The sequence below is a fragment of the Streptomyces sp. NPDC057877 genome (genome assembly GCF_042796855.1).
Lineage (GTDB): Bacteria > Actinomycetota > Actinomycetes > Streptomycetales > Streptomycetaceae > Streptomyces.
The window spans coordinates 20,623-40,044 of sequence record NZ_JBHVMS010000011.1; the positions used below are offsets into that span (position 1 = coordinate 20,623).

Annotated in this window: 19 protein-coding genes; 11 read left to right on the forward strand and 8 right to left on the reverse strand. The window is 72.0% G+C overall.

The genetic code is table 11. The annotated features are described in order from the left end of the window. The first annotated feature begins 72 nt into the window (after nucleotides 1–72). The 4 genes from ACFVQG_RS30370 to ACFVQG_RS30385 all read left to right on the forward strand — a co-directional run bounded on the left by ACFVQG_RS30370 (nucleotide 73) and on the right by ACFVQG_RS30385 (nucleotide 4,337). On the forward strand, nucleotides 73–1,338 hold the full coding sequence (locus ACFVQG_RS30370; RefSeq protein WP_383389469.1) for an Ig-like domain-containing protein: 1,266 nt from the start codon (nucleotides 73–75) through the stop codon (nucleotides 1,336–1,338). Between the two features lie 90 nt (nucleotides 1,339–1,428). After that, nucleotides 1,429–2,196, forward strand: a complete 768-nt coding sequence (locus ACFVQG_RS30375) for an enoyl-CoA hydratase/isomerase family protein (protein WP_383389470.1) — start codon at nucleotides 1,429–1,431, stop codon at nucleotides 2,194–2,196. A 287-nt stretch (nucleotides 2,197–2,483) separates the two neighbouring features. Further along, nucleotides 2,484–2,987, forward strand: a complete 504-nt coding sequence (locus tag ACFVQG_RS30380; RefSeq protein WP_383389472.1) for an ATP-binding protein — start codon at nucleotides 2,484–2,486, stop codon at nucleotides 2,985–2,987. Nucleotides 2,988–3,158: 171 nt separating this feature from the next. Then, nucleotides 3,159–4,337 carry a hypothetical protein gene (locus ACFVQG_RS30385; protein WP_383389474.1) on the forward strand — a complete coding sequence of 393 codons (1,179 nt, stop codon included), beginning with the start codon at nucleotides 3,159–3,161 and terminating at the stop codon, nucleotides 4,335–4,337. Between the two features lie 13 nt (nucleotides 4,338–4,350). On the opposite strand, the gene ACFVQG_RS30390 is transcribed toward ACFVQG_RS30385, so the two are convergent. Next, nucleotides 4,351–4,986 (reverse strand): GNAT family N-acetyltransferase, encoded by a 636-nt coding sequence (locus ACFVQG_RS30390; protein ID WP_383389943.1) that lies wholly within the window; start codon nucleotides 4,984–4,986, stop codon nucleotides 4,351–4,353. A gap of 56 nt (nucleotides 4,987–5,042) precedes the next feature. Between ACFVQG_RS30390 and ACFVQG_RS30395 the strand changes: the two genes are divergently transcribed. The 3 genes from ACFVQG_RS30395 (at nucleotide 5,043) to ACFVQG_RS30405 (ending at nucleotide 7,157) form a co-directional block, all read left to right on the forward strand. Next, a complete protein-coding gene (locus ACFVQG_RS30395; protein WP_383389476.1) occupies nucleotides 5,043–5,963 on the forward strand; it encodes a MerR family transcriptional regulator in 921 nt (306 codons plus the stop codon). Between the two features lie 69 nt (nucleotides 5,964–6,032). Further along, entirely contained in the window at nucleotides 6,033–6,245 is a 213-nt protein-coding gene (locus ACFVQG_RS30400; protein ID WP_383389477.1) for an EF-hand domain-containing protein, read from the forward strand. Nucleotides 6,246–6,290: 45 nt separating this feature from the next. Then, nucleotides 6,291–7,157 carry an NADPH-dependent F420 reductase gene (locus ACFVQG_RS30405; RefSeq protein ID WP_383389479.1) on the forward strand — a complete coding sequence of 289 codons (867 nt, stop codon included), beginning with the start codon at nucleotides 6,291–6,293 and terminating at the stop codon, nucleotides 7,155–7,157. Between the two features lie 43 nt (nucleotides 7,158–7,200). Here the strand turns inward: ACFVQG_RS30405 and ACFVQG_RS30410 are convergent, their stop codons facing one another. After that, on the reverse strand, nucleotides 7,201–7,605 hold the full coding sequence (locus tag ACFVQG_RS30410; RefSeq protein ID WP_383389481.1) for a CATRA system-associated protein: 405 nt from the start codon (nucleotides 7,603–7,605) through the stop codon (nucleotides 7,201–7,203). A gap of 129 nt (nucleotides 7,606–7,734) precedes the next feature. Here ACFVQG_RS30410 and ACFVQG_RS30415 point away from each other — a divergent pair, with 129 nt between their 5' ends. From ACFVQG_RS30415 to ACFVQG_RS30430, 4 genes are all read left to right on the forward strand, one after another. Beyond that, the gene (locus ACFVQG_RS30415; protein ID WP_383389483.1) at nucleotides 7,735–9,174 is read left to right on the forward strand and encodes a macro domain-containing protein; all 1,440 of its coding nucleotides are present in this window, start codon (nucleotides 7,735–7,737) and stop codon (nucleotides 9,172–9,174) included. Next, a complete protein-coding gene (locus tag ACFVQG_RS30420; RefSeq protein ID WP_383389485.1) occupies nucleotides 9,171–10,898 on the forward strand; it encodes a CATRA conflict system CASPASE/TPR repeat-associated protein in 1,728 nt (575 codons plus the stop codon). Before ACFVQG_RS30415 ends, ACFVQG_RS30420 begins: the two co-directional genes overlap by 4 nt. Nucleotides 10,899–10,994: 96 nt before the next feature. Then, nucleotides 10,995–11,318: a YkvA family protein gene (locus ACFVQG_RS30425; protein ID WP_383389487.1), complete on the forward strand. Its 324-nt coding sequence runs from the start codon at nucleotides 10,995–10,997 to the stop codon at nucleotides 11,316–11,318. A gap of 8 nt (nucleotides 11,319–11,326) precedes the next feature. Beyond that, nucleotides 11,327–13,852, forward strand: a complete 2,526-nt coding sequence (locus tag ACFVQG_RS30430) for a CHAT domain-containing protein (RefSeq protein WP_383389490.1) — start codon at nucleotides 11,327–11,329, stop codon at nucleotides 13,850–13,852. A 15-nt stretch (nucleotides 13,853–13,867) separates the two neighbouring features. Here ACFVQG_RS30430 and ACFVQG_RS30435 read toward each other — a convergent pair whose 3' ends face one another. From ACFVQG_RS30435 to gcvT, 6 genes are all read right to left on the reverse strand, one after another. Then, nucleotides 13,868–14,497 (reverse strand): hypothetical protein, encoded by a 630-nt coding sequence (locus ACFVQG_RS30435; RefSeq protein ID WP_383389492.1) that lies wholly within the window; start codon nucleotides 14,495–14,497, stop codon nucleotides 13,868–13,870. Continuing rightward, entirely contained in the window at nucleotides 14,494–14,829 is a 336-nt protein-coding gene (locus ACFVQG_RS30440) for a hypothetical protein (RefSeq protein ID WP_383389494.1), read from the reverse strand. The genes ACFVQG_RS30435 and ACFVQG_RS30440 overlap by 4 nt, the downstream gene beginning before the upstream one ends. 236 nt (nucleotides 14,830–15,065) lie before the next feature. Beyond that, entirely contained in the window at nucleotides 15,066–16,433 is a 1,368-nt protein-coding gene (locus ACFVQG_RS30445; RefSeq protein WP_383389496.1) for an L-serine ammonia-lyase, read from the reverse strand. A 70-nt stretch (nucleotides 16,434–16,503) separates the two neighbouring features. Continuing rightward, complete coding sequence (glyA, locus tag ACFVQG_RS30450; RefSeq protein WP_383389500.1) at nucleotides 16,504–17,781, reverse strand: serine hydroxymethyltransferase; 1,278 nt, start codon at nucleotides 17,779–17,781, stop codon at nucleotides 16,504–16,506. Between the two features lie 14 nt (nucleotides 17,782–17,795). Next, complete coding sequence (gcvH, locus tag ACFVQG_RS30455) at nucleotides 17,796–18,173, reverse strand: glycine cleavage system protein GcvH (RefSeq protein WP_383389506.1); 378 nt, start codon at nucleotides 18,171–18,173, stop codon at nucleotides 17,796–17,798. Between the two features lie 123 nt (nucleotides 18,174–18,296). Further along, complete coding sequence (gene gcvT, locus ACFVQG_RS30460) at nucleotides 18,297–19,415, reverse strand: glycine cleavage system aminomethyltransferase GcvT (protein WP_383389508.1); 1,119 nt, start codon at nucleotides 19,413–19,415, stop codon at nucleotides 18,297–18,299. Between the last annotated feature and the right edge of the window lie 7 nt (nucleotides 19,416–19,422).

Below are 19,422 nucleotides of genomic sequence, written 5' to 3' on the forward strand. Positions count from 1 at the left end.
GGCGCTGGGGAGGAACGGGCCCGACACGGCCCGCGAGGGCCCGGACCGAGGGCCCGCGGAGGGGAGAACAACGTGAACGTGCGACCGATATCGGGGGCGTCGGTTGACGCGCGCGGGGAGCGTGGCCGGGGGAACCGCAAGGGGCCGCTGGCGCTGCTGCTCGGCACGCTGCTGCTGGCCGTCACCGCCTGCGGCGGCGGAGGGTCCGACACGGGCGGGTCGGGTGACGGTGGCGGCAAGGGCAGGAACGGGGACTCGGCCAACGCGCGGAGCGCACAGTCCGAGGCCGTCGTCTCCATAGCCCCCGAGAACGGCGCCAAGTCCGTCGACACCAGCGGCGACCTCAAGGTCACCGCGGCCAAGGGCAAGCTGACCGAGGTCGTCGTCGAGGACGCCAAGGGCAAGGAGATAGCCGGGGAGATATCCAAGGACGGCGCCACCTGGTCGCCGTCCACCCACCTGGCCGCGTCGACCGAGTACCGGGTGCACGCGGTCGCCAAGGACTCCGCGGGCCGTGAGGCCGCCGAGGACTCCTCCTTCACCACCCTGACCCCGCAGAACACCTTCATCGGCCACTTCACTCCCGAGGACGGCTCGAAGGTCGGCGTCGGCGCCACCTTCTCCCTGAACTTCACCCGGGGCATCACCAACCCCGAGGACGTCGAGAAGGCCGTCGAGATCAAGACCGAGCCCGCCGTCGACGTCGAGGGCCACTGGTTCGGCAACGACCGCCTCGACTTCCGTCCCGAGAACTACTGGAAGGCCGGGACCAAGGTCACCGTCAACCTCAACCTCGACGGCGTCGAGGGCCGCGACGGCGTCTACGGCCAGCAGTCCAAGACCATCTCCTTCACCATCGGCCGCAGCCAGGTCTCCGTCGTCGACGTCAAGAAGCTGACGATGAAGGTGATGCGCGACGGCAAGACCATCAAGACCATCCCGGTCACCACCGGCAAGGCCGGGATGGAGACCTGGAACGGCAAGATGGTCATCACCGAGCGGCTCCCCGTGACCCGGATGAACGGCGAGACGGTCGGCTACGGCGGCGAGTACGACATCAAGGACGTGCCGCACGCCATGCGCCTGACCACCTCCGGCACCTTCATCCACGGCAACTACTGGGGTGGCGGCGCCTTCGGCAACTACAACGCCAGCCACGGCTGCATCGGCCTGCGCGACGTCCGCGGCGGCTGGGACAAGAAGGCCCCGGCCGCCTGGTTCTTCGACAACTCGCTGGTCGGCGACGTGGTCGAGGTCAAGAACTCCAACGACGCCGTGGTGGCCCCCGACAACGGGCTCAACGGCTGGAACATGTCGTGGGAGAAGTGGACGGCGTAGCCCTCCGGCACCGTACGGCCCCGGCGCCCGTCCCTCGCTGTGAGGTACGGCACCGGGGCCGATGTCGTTAGTGGCCGTTAACCTGCTGGCATGACCGTACATCTCGAAGTCGCCGAAGGCGTCGGCACGATCCGCCTCGACCGCCCGCCCATGAACGCGCTGGACGTCGCCACCCAGGACCGGCTGAAGGAACTCGCCGAGGAGGCCACGCGCCGCGACGACGTGCGCGCCGTGGTGCTCTACGGCGGCGAGAAGGTGTTCGCGGCCGGTGCGGACATCAAGGAGATGCAGGCCATGGACCACACGGCGATGGTCCTGCGCGCCCGTGGCCTCCAGGACTCCTTCACCGCCGTGGCCCGGATCCCCAAGCCGGTGGTCGCGGCCGTCACGGGCTACGCCCTGGGCGGCGGCTGCGAACTGGCGCTCTGCGCGGACTACCGCATCGCCGCGGACAACGCCAAGCTGGGCCAGCCGGAGATCCTGCTCGGCCTCATCCCCGGCGCGGGCGGCACCCAGCGCCTGGCCCGGCTGATCGGCCCCTCCAGGGCCAAGGACCTGATCTTCACGGGCCGTATGGTCAGGTCCGACGAGGCGCTGACGCTGGGCCTGGTCGACCAGGTGGTCCCGGCGGCGGAGGTCTACCCGACGGCGCACGCCTGGGCGGCCCGGCTGGCCCAGGGCCCGGCGATCGCGCTGCGCGCCGCCAAGGAGGCCATCGACACCGGTCTGGAGACCGACATCGACACCGGCCTCGCGGTGGAACGCAACTGGTTCGCGGGCCTGTTCGCCACGGAGGACCGCGAGCGCGGCATGCGGAGCTTCGTCGAGGAGGGTCCCGGCAAGGCGAAGTTCCTCTGAACCCCGCCCGTTTTCCACGCTGATACCCCTTGCAATTGACGCGGTGTCTGATCCGGGGTCCCTCGAAGGGGCGGTTTATGGAAGCCTTAAGGCAGCCTTAAGCTCGCTGCGTCGAGGGAGCCTGTCCATTGCCGCCAACTGACCGTTCTCCGCAGGTCAATCGGGTTGTTTCGCCCTCCGAACTGCCGTTGGCATATGCCGAGAGGATCCCCCGGAATGTCAGCTTCCGGGGGACGTATTCGCCCGGAACGGCCACGGAGACCTCGCGCGGCGGCCATGATGGGGGCATGGCGGGGCTGGAGGGCATCGAACAGCCACGGGGACACAGCCGTGCGGCCGCCGCGCGCTGGTCGCCCGCGGCCGAGGACGAACGAGCACTCAGGGCGCTGGAGTTGTACGGCAACCCCGCCGACGCCGAGGTCCCCCTGCCGTCCCGCCCCGAATCCGCCGCCACGGCACGACGGCTGGCCCAGGTCGTGGTCCTCCGTCAGTGGGGACTCACCCCCAAGATGACCGAGGACGCCGTCCTGCTCGTCTCCGAACTCGTCGGCAACGCCGTACGCCACACCGGCGCCCGCGTCTTCGGCCTCCGTATGCGGCGCCGCCGGGGCATGATCCGCATCGAGGTCCGCGACCCGTCCCGCGGTCTGCCGTGTCTGCTGCCGGTGCAGGAGCTGGACACCACGGGCCGGGGCCTCTACCTGGTCGACAAGCTCTCGGACCGCTGGGGCGTGGACCTGTTACCGAGGGGGAAGACGACGTGGTTCGAGATGAGGGTGGCGGATCGCTGAAAGGTCCCCAGGTCCCCAGGTCCCCAGGTCCCCAGGTCCCCAGGTCCATGCGCCCATGCGCCCATGCGCCCATGCGCCCATGCGCCCATGCGCCCATGCGCCCACGGTCCACCCCACCGCCGAACGGACGAATGGCCCCCATCCCTCCACCCCGTCCCTTAAATGGTGCGGGTGATCCACCTGACAACCCCCCGCACCCTCCTCCTCGCCACCGCCCTCGCCGCCCTGGCCGCCTGCGGCACCACCCCCGAGGAGGACACCTCGACCCCCGCCGCCACCGAGGCCGCCGTCCCCGCCCCGCCCAAGAAGCCCTCCCTTGAGGGCCTCCCCGGCATGCCCCCGGTCCTCGACCCCGAGGACGTCTACGCCGCCGACCGCCCCAACAACCTCTCCCGGGCGGTGAAGGACGTCCCGTCCCGGGTCTACGTCCCCAACTCCGAGTCGGACACCGTCACCGTCATCGACCCGAAGACCTACGAGATCGTCGACACCATCCGCGTCGGCCGCCAGCCCCAGCACGTCGTCCCCTCCTGGGACCTCAAGACCCTCTGGGTGAACAACAACCGCGGCCACACCCTCACCCCCATCGACCCCAGGACGGGCAAGGCGGGCAAGCCCGTCGACGTCCACGACCCGTACAACCTCTACTTCACCCCCCACGGCAAGCACGCCGTCGTCATGGCCTCCCTGGACCGCGAACTCGTCTTCCGCGACGCGCACACCATGAAGCGCGTCAAGACGGAACCGGTCGGCTGCTACGGCGTCAACCACGCCGACTTCTCCCTCGACGGCCGCTACTTCATTGTCTCCTGCGAGTTCAGCGGCGAGCTGCTGAAGGTCGACACCGAGCGGATGAAGGTCGTCGACCAGCGGAAACTGCCCTTCGAGGGCGCGATGCCGCAGGACGTGAAGCTCTCCCCGGACGGCAAGAGGTTCTACATCGCCGACATGATGGCCGACGGCATGTGGGTGCTGGACGGCGACACCTTCGAGGAGCCGACCCTCCTGCCCACCGGCAAGGGCTGCCACGGCCTCTACGTCAGCCGCGACTCGCGCGAGATGTACGTCTCCAACCGGGGCGAAGGCACCGTCTCCGTCTTCGACTTCACCCGGAACAAGGTCACCAGGAAGTGGCACCTGCCCGACGGCGGCAGCCCCGACATGGGCGGCGTCTCCGCCGACGGCAAGGTCCTGTGGCTCTCCGGCCGCTACGACGACGAGGTGTACGCCATCGACACCCGCACCGGCACGCAACTGGCCCGCATCCCGGTGGGCAGCGCCCCGCACGGTCTCGCCGTCTACCCCCAGCCGGGCCGCTACTCGCTCGGCCACACCGGCGTCTTCCGCTGACCGAGCCCCCTGGTCAGTGCGCGACGAACAGCGCCTCGGACCCCACCGGACGGTACCCGGCCGCCTGGAACGCCCGCAGGCTGCGGGCGTTCCCCGCGGACACCTGGGCCCAGACCGGTTCGCCCCCGGTCAGGTGCCGTGCCGCCGTCGCCAGTGTCCGCCCCAGCCCCCGGTGCCGTACCGCCTCGTCCACCTCCACCGCGGCCTCCAGCCGCCCGGCTATGCCGCGCCCCAGGACCAGCACGCCGCCGTCGGCGGCCCACACGCGTACGCCGTCGCGGCGCTTGCGGGAGCTGGCCACCCGGGGGTGGTCGGGGTCCGTGATCTCCCGCAGGGGGAGCGGTGGGGTGCCCGGCCGTGCGGGGGCGACCGTCATGACGTCGATGGTGTCGGTGCGGCGCCCGGTCCGGGCCATGAAGGCCGCGAGGAACCGCGGGTTCATCGTCGCGGCGAGCGCGTCGCAGTCCAGCGCCCGCAGCGTGCCGTGCACCCACTGCGGGTCCTCGTCCGTGAAGACGACGGAGTGCGCGGTGAAGGCGAGGACGCCCGCGTCCCGGGGAGCGTGCTGGGGCACCACGGTCGTACCGCCGTCGGCGGGTGGGAAGACGCCCCGCGCCGCCGCGTCCAGAATGTCCCGCAGGCTCTCCACCGTGCCGCCCTCCACCGCTTGAGTCTCCACCCACTGGAAGGCCCAGACTCGCAGACATGATCGACGACGGCACCGGACTTCTCACCATCGGCGAGCTGGCCCGCGCCACCGGACTGACCGTCCGCACCATCCGCTACTGGTCCGACGAGGGCGTACTGCCCCCGGCGACCCGCTCCCCGGGCGGCTACCGGCTCTACGACGCCGGGTCCGCCGCCCGCCTGGAACTGATCCGCACGCTGCGCGAACTGGGCCTCGGCCTGGACGACGTACGCAAGGTGCTGGCCGGGGAGCGGACGGTCGCGGAGGTCGCGGCGGCGCATGTCGCGGCGCTGGACGCGCAGATCCGGTCGCTCAAGGTGACCCGCGCGGTGCTGTCGACCGTGGCACGACGCGGCTCGACCGCGGAGGAGATGACACTGATGAACAAGCTGGCACGGCTGTCGGCCGCCGAACGGCGGCGCATCATGGAGGAGTTCGCGGCGGAGGTGTTCCACGGGCTGGAGGACCGGGTGGACCCGGACATCGAGCACCGCCTGCGGCACACCGCAGTCGACCTGCCCGACGACCCGACCCCGCAACAGGTCGACGCCTGGGTGGAGCTGGCGGAACTGGTGGGGGACCCGGGCTTCCGGGCCCGGATGCGGCAGATGGTGGAGTTCAACGCGGGGGACAGGGACGCGGACACCCCGGCCGGGGCGTCGATGTGGTTCTTCAAGCGGCTGGTAAAGCTGGCCGGGCGGGCCCGCGAGCAGGGCATCGCGCCGGACGCCCCCGAGGCCGAGCCGTTCCTCGTCGAACTCCTCGGCCCGGACGCCGACCGGGCCGCCGTACTCGAACGCCTGGAGGCCGGGTTCCACGCCCAGGCCAACCGCTACCGCGAGCTGATCGCGCGGGTGAACGGGCGTGGGCCGCAGCCGCTGCACGCGGAGGACTTCGCATGGGTGGTCGCCGCACTGCGGTCACGGACGGGCAGCTAATCTGACCTTCGCAATCAAGGGCAGTGAGCACTGTGCACTGTGCACACGGCATGACAAAGGGGCGGATCGGTGCCGGACATCCAGGAAGCGCGCAAGCAGTTCGAGCGGATCGACACGGACGGGGACGGCTTCGTCACCCCGGCCGAGTTCAAGGCCGCGCTGGCCCAGGGAGGGGACTGGAACGTCACCGAGGCGGTCGCCGAGGCCGTCATAGCCAGCCGTGACCTCGACGGCGACAAGCTGCTGTCCTTCGACGAGTTCTGGACCCACCTGAACAAGTGAGGGACACGGAGGGGGCGCTCCTGGTCAGGGGGGCGCCCCTTCGCCGTGCCACCCGGGCGTGCGCAACGTCGCGGGCTTCGCCCCGTTGGCCGACTGCCGTGGTCTGCCGCCGGTTGGTGGTCTGGTTCGACAGCTAGCCGGGTCGCGGGCCGTTCACCCGATTGCCGTACAGCCCGGAATAGCCCGTACCGGCCCGCGGTTGATGCACCGACGAAGCATGCACGTGCATCTACTCCGGAAGGGTCAGCCATGAAGATCGGCATCATCGGCGCGGGCAACATCGGCGGCAACCTCACCCGGCGGCTCACCACCCTCGGCCACCAGGTCTCCGTGGCCAACTCACGCGGCCCGCACACCCTCACCGACCTGGCGGCCGAGACGGGCGCGACCCCGGTACGGGTCGAGGAGGCCGCGCGGGGCGCCGAGGTCGTCGTGATCACCATCCCGGTCAAGGCGGTCGCCGACCTCCCGCCCGGCCTGCTGAAGGAGGCCGCGGACGGCGTCGCGGTCCTCGACACCGGCAACTACTACCCGCGGCAGCGGGACGGGAGGATCGACGCCATCGAGGACGAGGGCCTGACCGAGAGCCGCTGGACCGAGCGGCAGATCGGCCACCCCGTGATCAAGGCCTTCAACGGCACCTACGCCCAGGACATCCTGGACCGCCCCCGCCCGGCCGGTGCCCCCGACCGCATGGCCCTCCCGGTCGCGGGCGACGACGAGGCGGCCAAGGCGAAGGCCCGCGCCCTGATCGACGAACTCGGCTTCGACACCGTCGACGCGGGCGGCCTGGACGACTCCTGGCGCCAGCAGCCCGACACCCCCGTCTACGGCCTGCGCGGCGGGGTCGAGGAGGTCACCAGGGCGCTGGCCGAGGCGTCCCCGGAGCGCAAGCCGGAGTTCCGGGGCTAGGGCCTGTCGCCGCACTCCACGGCCGCCACCGGGCGCGGGACGCTCACCGGCGGCCGGTGGGGTCGGTGTCGCGTGGCCCGTCGGCGGGGTGCGGGGCGCGGTCGGCGGTGGAGCCGTCAAGGATCTCCCGCAGCGCGTGCACCAGGTGGTTCACCCGCTCCCGGTGCCGGTCAGGCGCGGGCACCGGCGCGGTGGTGGTCACCGGCGTGATGCGGCCGGGCGTCACGAGGTCCAGCTCGACCAGCGCCCTGCGCAGTGCGGGGGCGTCGCTGTCGGCTCCCGTGGCCAGCAGCGCGTCGAGGGGCCCGTCGTCGAGCCCCTTCCACGTCTCTGCAGGCAACTCCCAGACCGTCAGCGAGCGTTCGAGAAGGGTGAGGATCCGCTTGGCGAGTGCGGCCCTGGCGTCCCCAGCGGGCGACCGGGGCGAGAAGGCGTGGGGCGGCGGCATGAACGCGAGCATATCCGGCTGATTCCGCACGCCGGGAGGGGAACGCATTTACGTACGGTGCACGCGGGAACGCTCTTGGTACGCTCGATGTCACCCCCTAGGGGGACGGGGTCGGCGATGGAGTCGTGAGTGGCGGGTATCTACCTGAGCGTCCTGGGTCCTTCCGCTCTGCGCCGCGACGGCGAGGACATCCGGCTCACCCCCCTCACCACCAGGCTGCTCCTGCGGCTCGTCACGGCCGAGGGCGAGGCCGTCCCCTGCGGTGACCTCTACACGGACCTCTGGGGCGAGCCGGTCCGCGGCAGGATCACCCGCCCCCACCGCACCGAGGTCCAGAAGCGCGTACTGGAGCTGCGGCGTGCCCTGGACCCGGCAGGAGGACGGAACGGCACCTCGGGGCCGCACACCGAACAGGGGCCGCACACCGAGCAGGTGCCGCACACCGAGCAGATGCCGCACACCGAGCAGACGCTGCTCACCGAACAGGTGCTCACCGGACAGGGCCGGGACTCGGCCTACCGCCTGGTCCTGGACCCCGACCGGATCGACGCCGTGAAGTTCACCGGCCTGTTCCACCAGGCCGCGCACGCCGCCCCGGCGACCGCGACCGCGCTGCTCACCGAGGCACTCGGACTGTGGCGGGGCAGACCCCTGCCCGAGGTGAGCGACGCGGCCTTCGCCCAGCCCCTGATACGACGGCTGACCACGACCTACGAAGCCGTCTGCGCCGAACTGATCGCCCTGCACACCGACTCCGACCGACCCGAACTGGCACTGCCGGTCGCCGAGCGGCTGGTGGCCGCGCGCCCGGACGACCTGGAGGCCCTCGCCGCCCTGCACAAGCTCCGGGCCCGACTACGCGAACGGCACGGGGCGGAACTCCTGCGGCGGGAGTTCCCCGACCTGCGTACGGCCGTGGTGGTCAAGCGGGGCGACCTCTTCGACGAGACGGACGCCAGTCTCGTCGCCGGTTTCGGCGACACCTTCGACACCGCCACCGAGCAGGACGCCATCATCAGCCGGGACAGCGTCCAGGGACAGTTGCTGCACCGCCGCTACGGAGGCGACCGGGCCCTGCTCGACCGGGAACTGCGCGGTGGGCTGCGCGCGGTGACCCCGGTCGGCCGGGAGTCCGTCCGGGACAAACCGAAGGGCAAACGGCTGCGCTACCCGGTCGGGACCGTGGTCCCCCTGACACTGCCGGACCCCGGAGGCCGGGCGTTCGCGGTCGCCTACAGCCGTCAGGGTCTCGACCTCGTCGCCCGCTCCACCCCCGAGGACCTGCGTATGTCACTGGACCGGCTGTGGGAGTCCGTGGCGGTGCACGGGCTGCTCCGGCCGGTGGCGATACCGCTCGTGGGAGCCGGACTCGCCCGCGTCGCGCTCAGTGGCGAACAGGTGATCGTCATGATCGTGGAGTCGTTCCTGCGCGCCAGCCGGAACGGGCCGGTCACCCCCGAACTGCGGATCGTCCTACGGCCCCAGGACCTGCGCGGGGTACGGCTGCCCGAGGTCGCCCGGCACGTGGAGGCGCTGCCCGGCGACGCATGCCGGGGGGAGCGAGGATGATCCTCGACCAGCAGTTCGTCGCCCACCTCCACGCGCCGACCGACGGGCCCGACGCGACCGCCGCCTACCGACGGCTCAAGGAGATCTGGCGTGGGTGCGGGCTGCTGCTGCGCCTGACGGAGCCCATCCCGGGCACCGGACTTCCCCCCGTACCACCGGAACACCTGCACGACGTCGTTCCCGAGGGCGAGGCGGCGATCGCCGCCCTGGAGCGACCGGGCGCCGACTGCCAGGCCGTCCTGCGCCGCCACCACGACCTGCTCACCCTGTCGGTGGCGCTGGCACCCCCCGAGGCCCGGCTGCCCGCCGACGGCGCGACCGGCACGCGGTGGCCGTGGTGGCGGACCCTGGACTACCAGTGGCACACCCTGGTCGCCGAACACCTGCCACTGATGATCGGCGAGACCCGGCTGTTCCTGGCACGCGTGGACGCGGCGGCCGACATCGCGGCGGCGGCCCCCGAACTCCACCGGGCACTGCACGAGTTGCTCCCCGAGAGCACGGAGGACCCGCCCGCGTCCCACCCCGGAGTCGTCCTGCCGGACGGCGCGGCGGCGCTGTGGGAACACCCCGCCGCGCCCGACGAGCGGGCGCGCCGCCGGTTCGTCCTGGCGATCCGCCCGGACGCCGACCCGGTGGCCAGCGCCTGGGTCTGGTCGAACGGCGATACGAGCATCCCGCCGCTGGCCCGCTATCTGGCGCACGCCGCCAAACTCCGCTACCAGCTCCGCGTCTGGCGACGCGACGACGAGGCACGGCAACTGCGGAACACCCTGGACCGGCTCGGCTCGGAACTGCGCGCCCTCGGGGCGGACGGCCGGGCGGAGGCGGAGCTGCTGCGGCTGCGCCGGTACGACGCCCTGCTGCTGCACACCGGCCTGCGGGACATGCACCGGACGGTCGAGATCGCCGCCGACAATCTCACCCGGGCGTTCGACCTGGAGGGCATGCTGACCCCCGGTGGACCCTTCGCCGACGACGCGGCCCTCGCCCGCTCGTTCCTGGAACGCCTCGACGACCAACTCGCCTACCTCACGGTGGCGACGGAGCGGGCCGCACTGACGTCCGCGTCCGGCACGGCCGAGGAGCGACCGGCCGCCGTCAGGCCCCCGCAGACGCCTCCCGACCCGGCGGAACCCGACGCGGCCCACAACGTCTTCGTCGTCTACGGCCGGGACGAACCGGCCCGCCGCGCGGTCTTCGACTTCCTGCGCGCCGTCGGGCTCAACCCCCTGGAGTGGGAGGAGGTGGTCAGAGAGACGGGGAAGGCCACCCCCACCCTCGGTGAGGCCGTCGCCCGCGCGATACCGCGGGCCCGCGCGGTCGTCGTCCTGCTGACCCCCGACGACGTCGTCCATCTCCATCCCGGCCTGCACGGGTCCAGGGAGCCCCGGGTGGAGCGCGAACCGGGCCTCCAGGCCCGCCCCAACGTCCTGCTGGAACTCGGCATGGCCCTCGCCTTCCAGCCCTCCCGCACCGTGTTGCTCCAGTTCGGTGAGGTGCGCCCGGTGACCGATCTCGGCGGACTCAACTACGTCACGGTGACCGACACCCCCGAATTCCGGTCGAAACTCGCCAGCAGACTCGAACTCGCCGGGTGCCGGGTCCGCCGCCAGGGGCAGGACTGGCTCACCGCCGGGGACTTCGGCGCCCTGCACACCTACGACCGGTCGCCGGTGCTCCGGCCGGAAGCGGTCCGGAAGCGAACCGGAAGCGGCGGTTGATTCCCGCGGAAGCGGCAGCGCGTGTCTCATGGCCGTCACAGGCGCATATCTCCTCCGCACGTTCGCACGGTGCGGTGAGACTCGCAGGAGGAACCGTTGAGTGAGCTGCCCACCGTCCTGCTGATCGTCATCGCGGTCGCGGTCCTGGCCATGCTGGGAGTCGTGATCGCGCTCGTGGTCAAGCTGTGGAAGGTCTCCAAGCTGCTGCGCAGCGAGGAGATGCCCTTCTCGAACAAAATCGTCTTCTACCTCTCCCTGCTCTACACCTTCAGCCCGGTCGACCTGGTCCCGGACCCCGTGTACCTGGACGACATCGGCTTGCTCGTGCTGGCGATCCGCTACGTCGAGAACACCGCGAGGAAGCTGGGCGTGCTGCCCGGCCACCGTGGGCAGGAAACCGACGCCGTGGGCATGAGGTGAGGTGACGCATGCTCGGAAGACTGCTCGACCGTTTCCGTGAGGCCCGTACGACGCTGGCGGAGCAGACCCGCGTCGCCCGGGAGGAAGCGGAGATCACGTCCCAGCTCGATCAGGCGGGCCAGGGCAGGCTGCCCGCCGACCGCCTCGACGCGCTGATCGACCACCTCGCCGGGCGGGCCGAGGGCACGACACCGGATGCCGTGCAGGCGGGACTCCACCTCCAGCACGGGCTGTTGCTGCGCTACCAGAACACCGGGTCGGCGCGGGACCTGGCGCGCCTGTCGGCCCGGTCACGGGAACTGCTCGCCCTGCTGCCCGAGGGCCACCCCGGCCACCTCGTGGCGGTCTGGCACCGGGTGACGGCCCTGTGCCTGGCATACGAGGGGGGCGGCGGCGACCCCGCACACCTCGACGAGGTGATCACACTCGGGCGACCGCTGCTCGACGGGGAGTGGCCCGACCCCCTGCTGCGGGCACTGGTGGCGCACGGTGTCGGCACAGCGCTGATCGGCCGGTTCAAGCTCATCGGCCGACGCGACGACCTGAGTGACGGCGTACGACTGCTGCGCGAGGCGTGCGACGCATTCCCCGGACGGGTTCCCGGCCGGGCGCAGCTCCTCGCGGCGCTGGGCATGGCCCTGCTGTTCCAGTACGAGATGTCCGAGGACGCCGCTCATCTGGAGGAGGCGGTACGACGGTGCCGGGAGGCCGCCCGGCGGGTCGAGCCGGAGAGCGCGGAACGGTCACTGGTCCTCTCGCACCTCGCGATCACCCTGAGCCACGCCGGTCGCCGCGCCGACGGCGACGAGGGCCTGCTGACGGAGGCGGTGGCGGCGAGCGGGGAGGCGGTGCGGACCCTCCCGGACGGGCATCCGGCCCGTGTCGACATCCTCAACCACCATGTCGCCGCCCTGATGTGGGCCGGTGAACTGCTGTCCCGGGTCGACCACCTGGACGAAGCGCTGACGACGAGCGAGACGCTGGTGGCGATGCTGCCCCGGAACCACCGCAGCCGCGGCGCGTCCCTGACCAACCGGGCCACGGCGGCCCGCATGCGGTACGACCTGACGGGGGACGCCGCTGACGCCGCGGTCGCCGTCGCCGCCTGGCGCGAGGTGACGGAGATGGACGGCGCCACCCCCTGGGTGCGGCTGGACACGGCCCAGAAGTGGGCCATGTTCGAGGCCGAGCGCGGCAGTTGGACCTCGGCGCTGGAGGCGTACCGGATCGCCGTGCACACCCTGCCGCTGCTGGCGCACCGCGGACTCGACCGGTCCGACCAGGAACTGCACCTGGCACGGCGGGCCTGGGTCGCACTGGCGTCCGACGCGGCGGCGTGCGCGCTGAACACGGGCGACCCCGGCCTGGCGGTGGAACTGCTGGAACGGGGCCGGGGGGTGATCTGGGCGCAGTCGCTCGCCGGTGCGTCAGCCGTCGCACCGGCCGAGGTGACGCTGTCCCACCTGAGGGCGCACTGGGCCGTCGACGGGGCGGCCGTACTGGTCAACTTCAGCCGCTGGCGCAGCGACGCGCTGGTGGTCTCGGCCGCTGGTGTGCGGGTGGTGCCGCTGCCCGGGATCGTCTTCGACGAGGCGGTCGACACCCTCTTCGCGCATCTGGGCGTCCTGCTCGGCGAGGTCCCGGCATCACCCGGCGAACGGAACACGCACGCGCGGGACCTGCTGGAGTGGGCCTGGGAGAAGATCGCGGAACCGGTCATGACGGCGCTCGGCCACGTCCCCCGGGCCGCCGGTGAGCCGCTGCCGCGGCTCTGGTGGTGTCCGACGAGCGTGCTGTCGCTGGTGCCGCTGCACGCCGCGGGCCAGCACGGCGCCGGGCGCACGCCGGGCGAGACCGTGATGGACCGGGTCGTCTCCTCGTACACCCCGACCCTGCACCTGCTGACCGCCTCCGAGCCGTCTCGGGCGGCGCACGCCGAACCGGCGCGGCTGCTCGTCGTCGCGATGCCGGAGACCGAGGGCCACCCCAAGCTCGGTCTGACGGAGCGGGAGGGGCTGGCCGATCTGTTCCCGGGCGAGCGGCACACCTGTCTGGAGCAGGGGGACGCCACGGTGACGCGGGTCCGCGACGCGTTGCGGGAGCACCGGTACGCCCACTTCGGCTGCCACGGCAAGCAGGACCTCGCCGAACCCTCCCAGGGCGGGCTGATACTCCATGACGGGGTGCTGACCGTGGCTCAGCTCGCGGGCGGTGGGGCGCACCCCGGTGATCTGGCCTTCCTGGCGGCGTGCGAGACGGCCAACGGGGGGCTGGTCAACATGGACGAGGCCATCAGCCTGACCGCCGCACTGCGCTTCGCGGGCTGGCGGGACGTGATCGGTTCGCTGTGGACGGCCAACGACGAGGCCATCGCCGAGGCCGCGGAGGCGGTCTTCACCGCGGTCGCCGGTCGCGCCGACCCCACCGGGGACGACGTGGCGCGGGCCCTCCACAGCGCGATGCGGGAGCTGCGGGACCTGACCGAGTCCGAGGTCGCCATCCTGTGGGCGCCCTTCGTGCACATGGGCCACTGAACACCGGTACGCCGGTCAGCGGGGCGGGCACGAGTCGACCGCGGTGATGGTGAGCACCTCCCCGAGCGGAACGCGCAGATCCGAGTCCCCGGCGCGCACGGTCATGGTGCCGTCCGCGATCAGCCGGACGGTGCCGCACGCGGTGACGTCCGGGGTGACCACCTCGACCCGGGGCTGGGCCCGCGCCGGTCCGTACCAGGTCAGACCGACGGCGGCGATCAGCAGCACCGCGTGCGCCACCACCAGCGCACTGCCCCGCCGCAGATCACGCGCGGCGGCGGTGGCCTGCGCGTGCTCGTCCGCGACCCGGCCGGGCAGCCCGGCGGCGGGCGTCACCCGGGGCATGCCGTGCGCGGCCCGCAACACCAGCCAGGCCGCCACTCCACCGGCCAGCGCGGCCAGCGCCAGCAGCACGCCCACCGCGACGCCCGGCACGGCCGACAGCTGCGTGACGTCGGAGCGGCCCTTGACCAGACCGAAGCCGATGAGCCCGGCCAGCAGCCCGCCCAGCCCGTTGCGCCAGGCGACCGCCGCCGAGCGGATGCGCTCCAGTTCGGTTCCGCTCAGCAGTTCCTCACGATGCTGTGCCCGGTGCAGATCGCCGGGTGTCGCCGGGGGACCGGGCCGCAGTACCGGGCGGCTCATGACGGGTCCGCCCGCGCCACGACGATGTTCCAGTACGCGCCGCAGCCCTCGCGGCCCTCCGGCTGCCCGGGGTGCGCGTTCCGGCACCCGCACCGCATGGTGTGGTACGGCCCGCTCGCGACCGCGCCGGACCGCCCACCGCGCACGATGTCCTCGACGAGGTGCACGGACATCGTCCCCCCGCACCGCGGACACGGTCCCTTCAGCAGGGTGACGCCCGCCAGCACCGGAAAGGGTACGAAGTCCCGCGCGGCGGCCTCCGCGTAGTCGTCGTGGCTGATCTCGTCGTAGGGAAGCTCGGTCCGTGGGCACTGCGTCTGCTGCCCGGGCATGGCTGGCGTCCTCCTCGCGCACCCGCGGCGTGCCCACCGCGCCGGGCGGACACCTTCCCGCAAGGAAACCGCCGACACCGCTGCCGGGGGGAGCCCCCTACCGCTTCCGCACCGCTTCCGGTTCGCTTCCGAAGAGGGCCGCGAAGCGCGGGGCCGCGCCCTCCCGCAGGACCGGAGGCACCCCCGGCCCCGGCCCCGTCACCGCCACCCGCTTCCTCTGGTGGCCGCCCCGGCGCCTAGCACTCGATGATGTTCACGGCGAGGCCCCCGCGCGCCGTCTCCTTGTACTTCACGCTCATGTCCGCGCCGGTGTCCTTCATGGTCTTGATGACCTTGTCGAGGGACACCTTGTGGGAGCCGTCGCCGCGCAGGGCCATGCGGGCGGCGGTGACCGCCTTGACCGCGGCCATGCCGTTGCGCTCGATGCAGGGGATCTGGACGAGGCCGCCGACCGGGTCGCAGGTCAGGCCGAGGTTGTGTTCCATGCCGATCTCGGCGGCGTTCTCGACCTGCTCGGGGGTGCCGCCCATCACCTCGGCGAGGGCGCCCGCGGCCATCGAGCAGGCGGAGCCGACCTCGCCCTGGCAGCCGACCTCGGCGCCGGAGATGGAGGCGTTCTCCTTGAAGAGCATGCCGATGGCGCCCGCGGCGAGGAGGAAGCGGACGACTCCGTCCTCGTCGGCGCCGGGGATGAAGTTGATGTAGTAGTGCAGGACCGCGGGGATGATCCCGGCGGCGCCGTTGGTGGGGGCCGTGACCACCCGGCCGCCCGCCGCGTTCTCCTCGTTCACCGCCATCGCGTAGAGGGTGATCCACTCCATGGCGTGGGCGAGCGGGTCGCCGTCGGCGCGCAGTTGGCGGGCCGTGACGGCGGCGCGGCGGCGTACCCGCAGCCCGCCCGGCAGGATGCCCTCGCGGGTCATGCCGCGGTCGACGCACGCCTGCATGACCCGCCAGATCTCCAGCAGGCCCGCGCGGATCTCGTCCTCGGTGCGCCAGGCGCGCTCGTTCTCCAGCATCAGGGAGGAGATCGACAGGCCGGTCTCCCGCGTACGGCGCAGCAGTTCGTCGCCCGTGCGGAAGGGGTACTTCAGGACCGTGTCGTCGAGCTTGATCCGGTCCGCGCCCACCGCGTCCTCGTCGACGACGAATCCGCCGCCGACCGAGTAGTAGGTCTTGGACAGCAGTTCGGCGCCGTCGGCGTCGTACGCCCAGAGCGTCATGCCGTTGGCGTGGTAGGGGAGGGCCTTGCGGCGGTGGAGCTTGAGGTCCTTGTCGAAGTCGAAGGGGATCTCGTGCTCGGCCAGCAACGTCAGCCGACCCGCGGCCCTGATCGCCTCGACCCGGTCGTCCGCCGTCTCCACGTCCACCGTGCGCGGCGAGGCGCCCTCCAGGCCGAGCAGCACCGCCTTGGGCGTGCCGTGGCCGTGGCCGGTGGCGCCGAGGGAGCCGTACAGCTCCGCGCGCACGGCGGCGACGGAGGGCAGTACGCCCTCGTTGCGCAGGCGGCGGGCGAACATGCGCGCCGCCCGCATCGGGCCCACGGTGTGGGAGCTGGACGGGCCGATGCCGATCGAGAACAGGTCGAAGACCGAGATGGCCACGGTCACTCCTCAGGGGCGGGGCGGCGGCGCACCCGGTTCCGGGTCTCGGAGCGGGCGCGCCACCTGGGACTTACTTGGTCAGGCCGGGGTACAGGGGGTGCTTGTCCGCCAGGGCCTTCACTCGGGACTTCAGTGACTCGACGTCGGCTCCCCCGAAGGGGGAAGCCGCCTTCAGCGTCTCCGCGATCACGTCCGCGACCTCGGCGAAGTCCTCGGCGGTGAAGCCGCGGGTGGCCAGGGCGGGCGTGCCGATCCGCAGACCCGAGGTGACCATGGGGGGTCGCGGGTCGTTCGGGATGGCGTTGCGGTTGACGGTGATGCCGACCTCGTGGAGACGGTCCTCGGCCTGCTGGCCGTCCAGCTCGGAGTCGCGCAGGTCCACCAGGACCAGGTGCACGTCCGTGCCGCCGGACAGCACGTCCACGCCGACCGCCCTCACGTCGTCCCGCACCAGGCGCTCGGCGAGGATACGGGCGCCTTCCAGGGTACGGCGCTGCCGCTCCTTGAAGTCCTCGCTCGCCGCGACCTTGAAGGAGACGGCCTTGGCCGCGATCACATGCTCCAGCGGGCCACCCTGCTGACCTGGGAAGACCGCGGAGTTGATCTTCTTGGCCAGCTCGGCCGTGGAGAGGATCACACCGCCGCGGGGGCCGCCCAGGGTCTTGTGGGTGGTGGTGGTGACCACGTGCGCGTGCGGCACCGGGTTGGGGTGCAGCCCGGCCGCTACGAGACCGGCGAAGTGCGCCATGTCGACCATCAGGTACGCGCCGACCTCGTCCGCGATCCGGCGGAACGCGGCGAAGTCCAGCTGCCGCGGGTAGGCCGACCAGCCCGCCACGATCAGCTTCGGCCTGCTCTCCTTGGCCAGCTTCTCGACCTCGGCCATGTCGACCCGGCCGTCCTCGCCGACGTGGTAGGCGACCACGTCGTAGAGCTTGCCGGAGAAGTTGATCTTCATGCCGTGGGTCAGGTGCCCGCCGTGCGCGAGGTTCAGGCCCATGATCGTGTCGCCGGGCTTCAGCAGCGCGAACATCGCCGCCGCGTTGGCCTGCGCGCCCGAGTGCGGCTGGACGTTGGCGTGCTCGGCGCCGAACAGCTCCTTGACGCGGTCGATGGCGATCTGCTCGACCACGTCGACGTGCTCGCAGCCACCGTAGTAGCGGCGGCCCGGGTAGCCCTCGGCGTACTTGTTGGTGAGGACCGAGCCCTGCGCCTCCATCACCGCGACCGGCGCGAAGTTCTCGGAGGCGATCATCTCCAGCGTGGCCTGCTGGCGGTGCAGCTCGGCGTCGACCGCGGCGGCGACGGCCGGGTCCAGCTCGTGCAGGGGGGTGTTCAGGACAGACATCCGGTTACGACTCCTCAGCCGGCGGTGTGGGCGGCGTACTCGTCGGCGGAGAGCAGGTCGGCGGGCTCCTCCGAGACCCGCACCTTGAACAGCCAGCCACCCTCGAAGGGGGCGGAGTTCACCAGCGACGGGTCGTTCACCACGTCCTCGTTGATCTCGGTGACCTCGCCGGACACCGGCGAGTACAGGTCGCTGACCGACTTGGTCGACTCCAGCTCGCCGCAGGTCTCACCCGCGGTCACCGTGGAGCCCACCTCGGGGAGCTGGGCGAAGACGACATCGCCGAGCGCGTTGGCCGCGAACTCGGTGATGCCGACCGTCGAGACGCCGTCCTCGGCGACCGACAGCCACTCGTGCTCCTTGCTGTAGCGCAGCTGCTGGGGGTTGCTCATGACCTGGATTCTCCTGTACGCGGGGAGGTGCTGATGACGAGGGGATATCTGAAAAGCCCGGTGAAACCGCTGGTGAGCGGCGTGCGTGTGCGCGGGGTCACGGGGGACCACCGCGTCCAGTGTCTACTTCCGCCGCTTGTAGAACGGCAGCGCCACGACCTCGTAGGGCTCGTGGCTGCCTCGGATGTCCACACCGACCCCGGCCGTGCCCGGCGCCGAGTGCGCGGCGTCGACGTACGCCATCGCGATCGGCTTGCCCAGGGTGGGGGAGGGGGCGCCGGAGGTGACCTCGCCGATCACCTGGCCGTCGGCGACGACCGGGTACCCGGCGCGCGGCACCCGGCGGCCCTCGGCGACCAGGCCGACCAGCACGCGCGGCGGGTTGGCCGCGGCCCGCTCGGCCGCCTCGGCCAGCGCCGTACGCCCGACGAAGTCGCCCTCCTTCTCGAACTTCACCACCCGGCCGAGACCGGCGTCGAAGGGCGTCAGGGAGGTGCTCAGCTCGTTCCCGTACAGCGGCATGCCCGCCTCCAGGCGCAGGGTGTCCCGGCAGGACAGCCCGCACGGCACCAGACCCGCGGCCTCGCCCGCCTTGGTCAGCGCCTGCCACAGCTCCACGGCGTGCTCCGGCTTCACGAACAGCTCGAAGCCGTCCTCGCCGGTGTAGCCGGTGCGCGCGATCAGCGCCGGGACGCCCGCGACCGTGCCGGGCAGCCCGGCGTAGTACTTCAGGCCGTCCAGGTCGGCGTCGGTGAGGGACTTCACGATCGCCGGGGACTCGGGGCCCTGCACGGCGAGCAGCGCGTAGGCGTCCCGGTCGTCGCGCACCTCGGCGTCGAAGCCCGCGGCGCGCCCGGTCAGCGCGTCCAGCACGGTCTGCGCGTTGGAGGCGTTCGCGACCACCAGGTACTCGGTCTCGGCGAGCCGGTAGACGATCAGGTCGTCCAGGATGCCGCCGTCCTGCTGGCAGATCATGGTGTAGCGGGCGCGGCCGACACCGACGGAGGCGATGTTGCCGACGAGGGCGAAGTCCAGCAGGGCCGCCGCCTGCGGGCCGGTGACCGTGATCTCGCCCATGTGGGAGAGGTCGAAGAGTCCGGCCCTGGTGCGCACGGCGTTGTGCTCGTCGCGCTCGGAGCCGTAGCGCAGGGGCATGTCCCAGCCCGCGAAGTCGGTCATCGTCGCGCCCAGCGCGCGGTGCACGGCGTCGAGCGCGGTACGGCGGGGTTCGGTGCTGCTCATCGGTCGG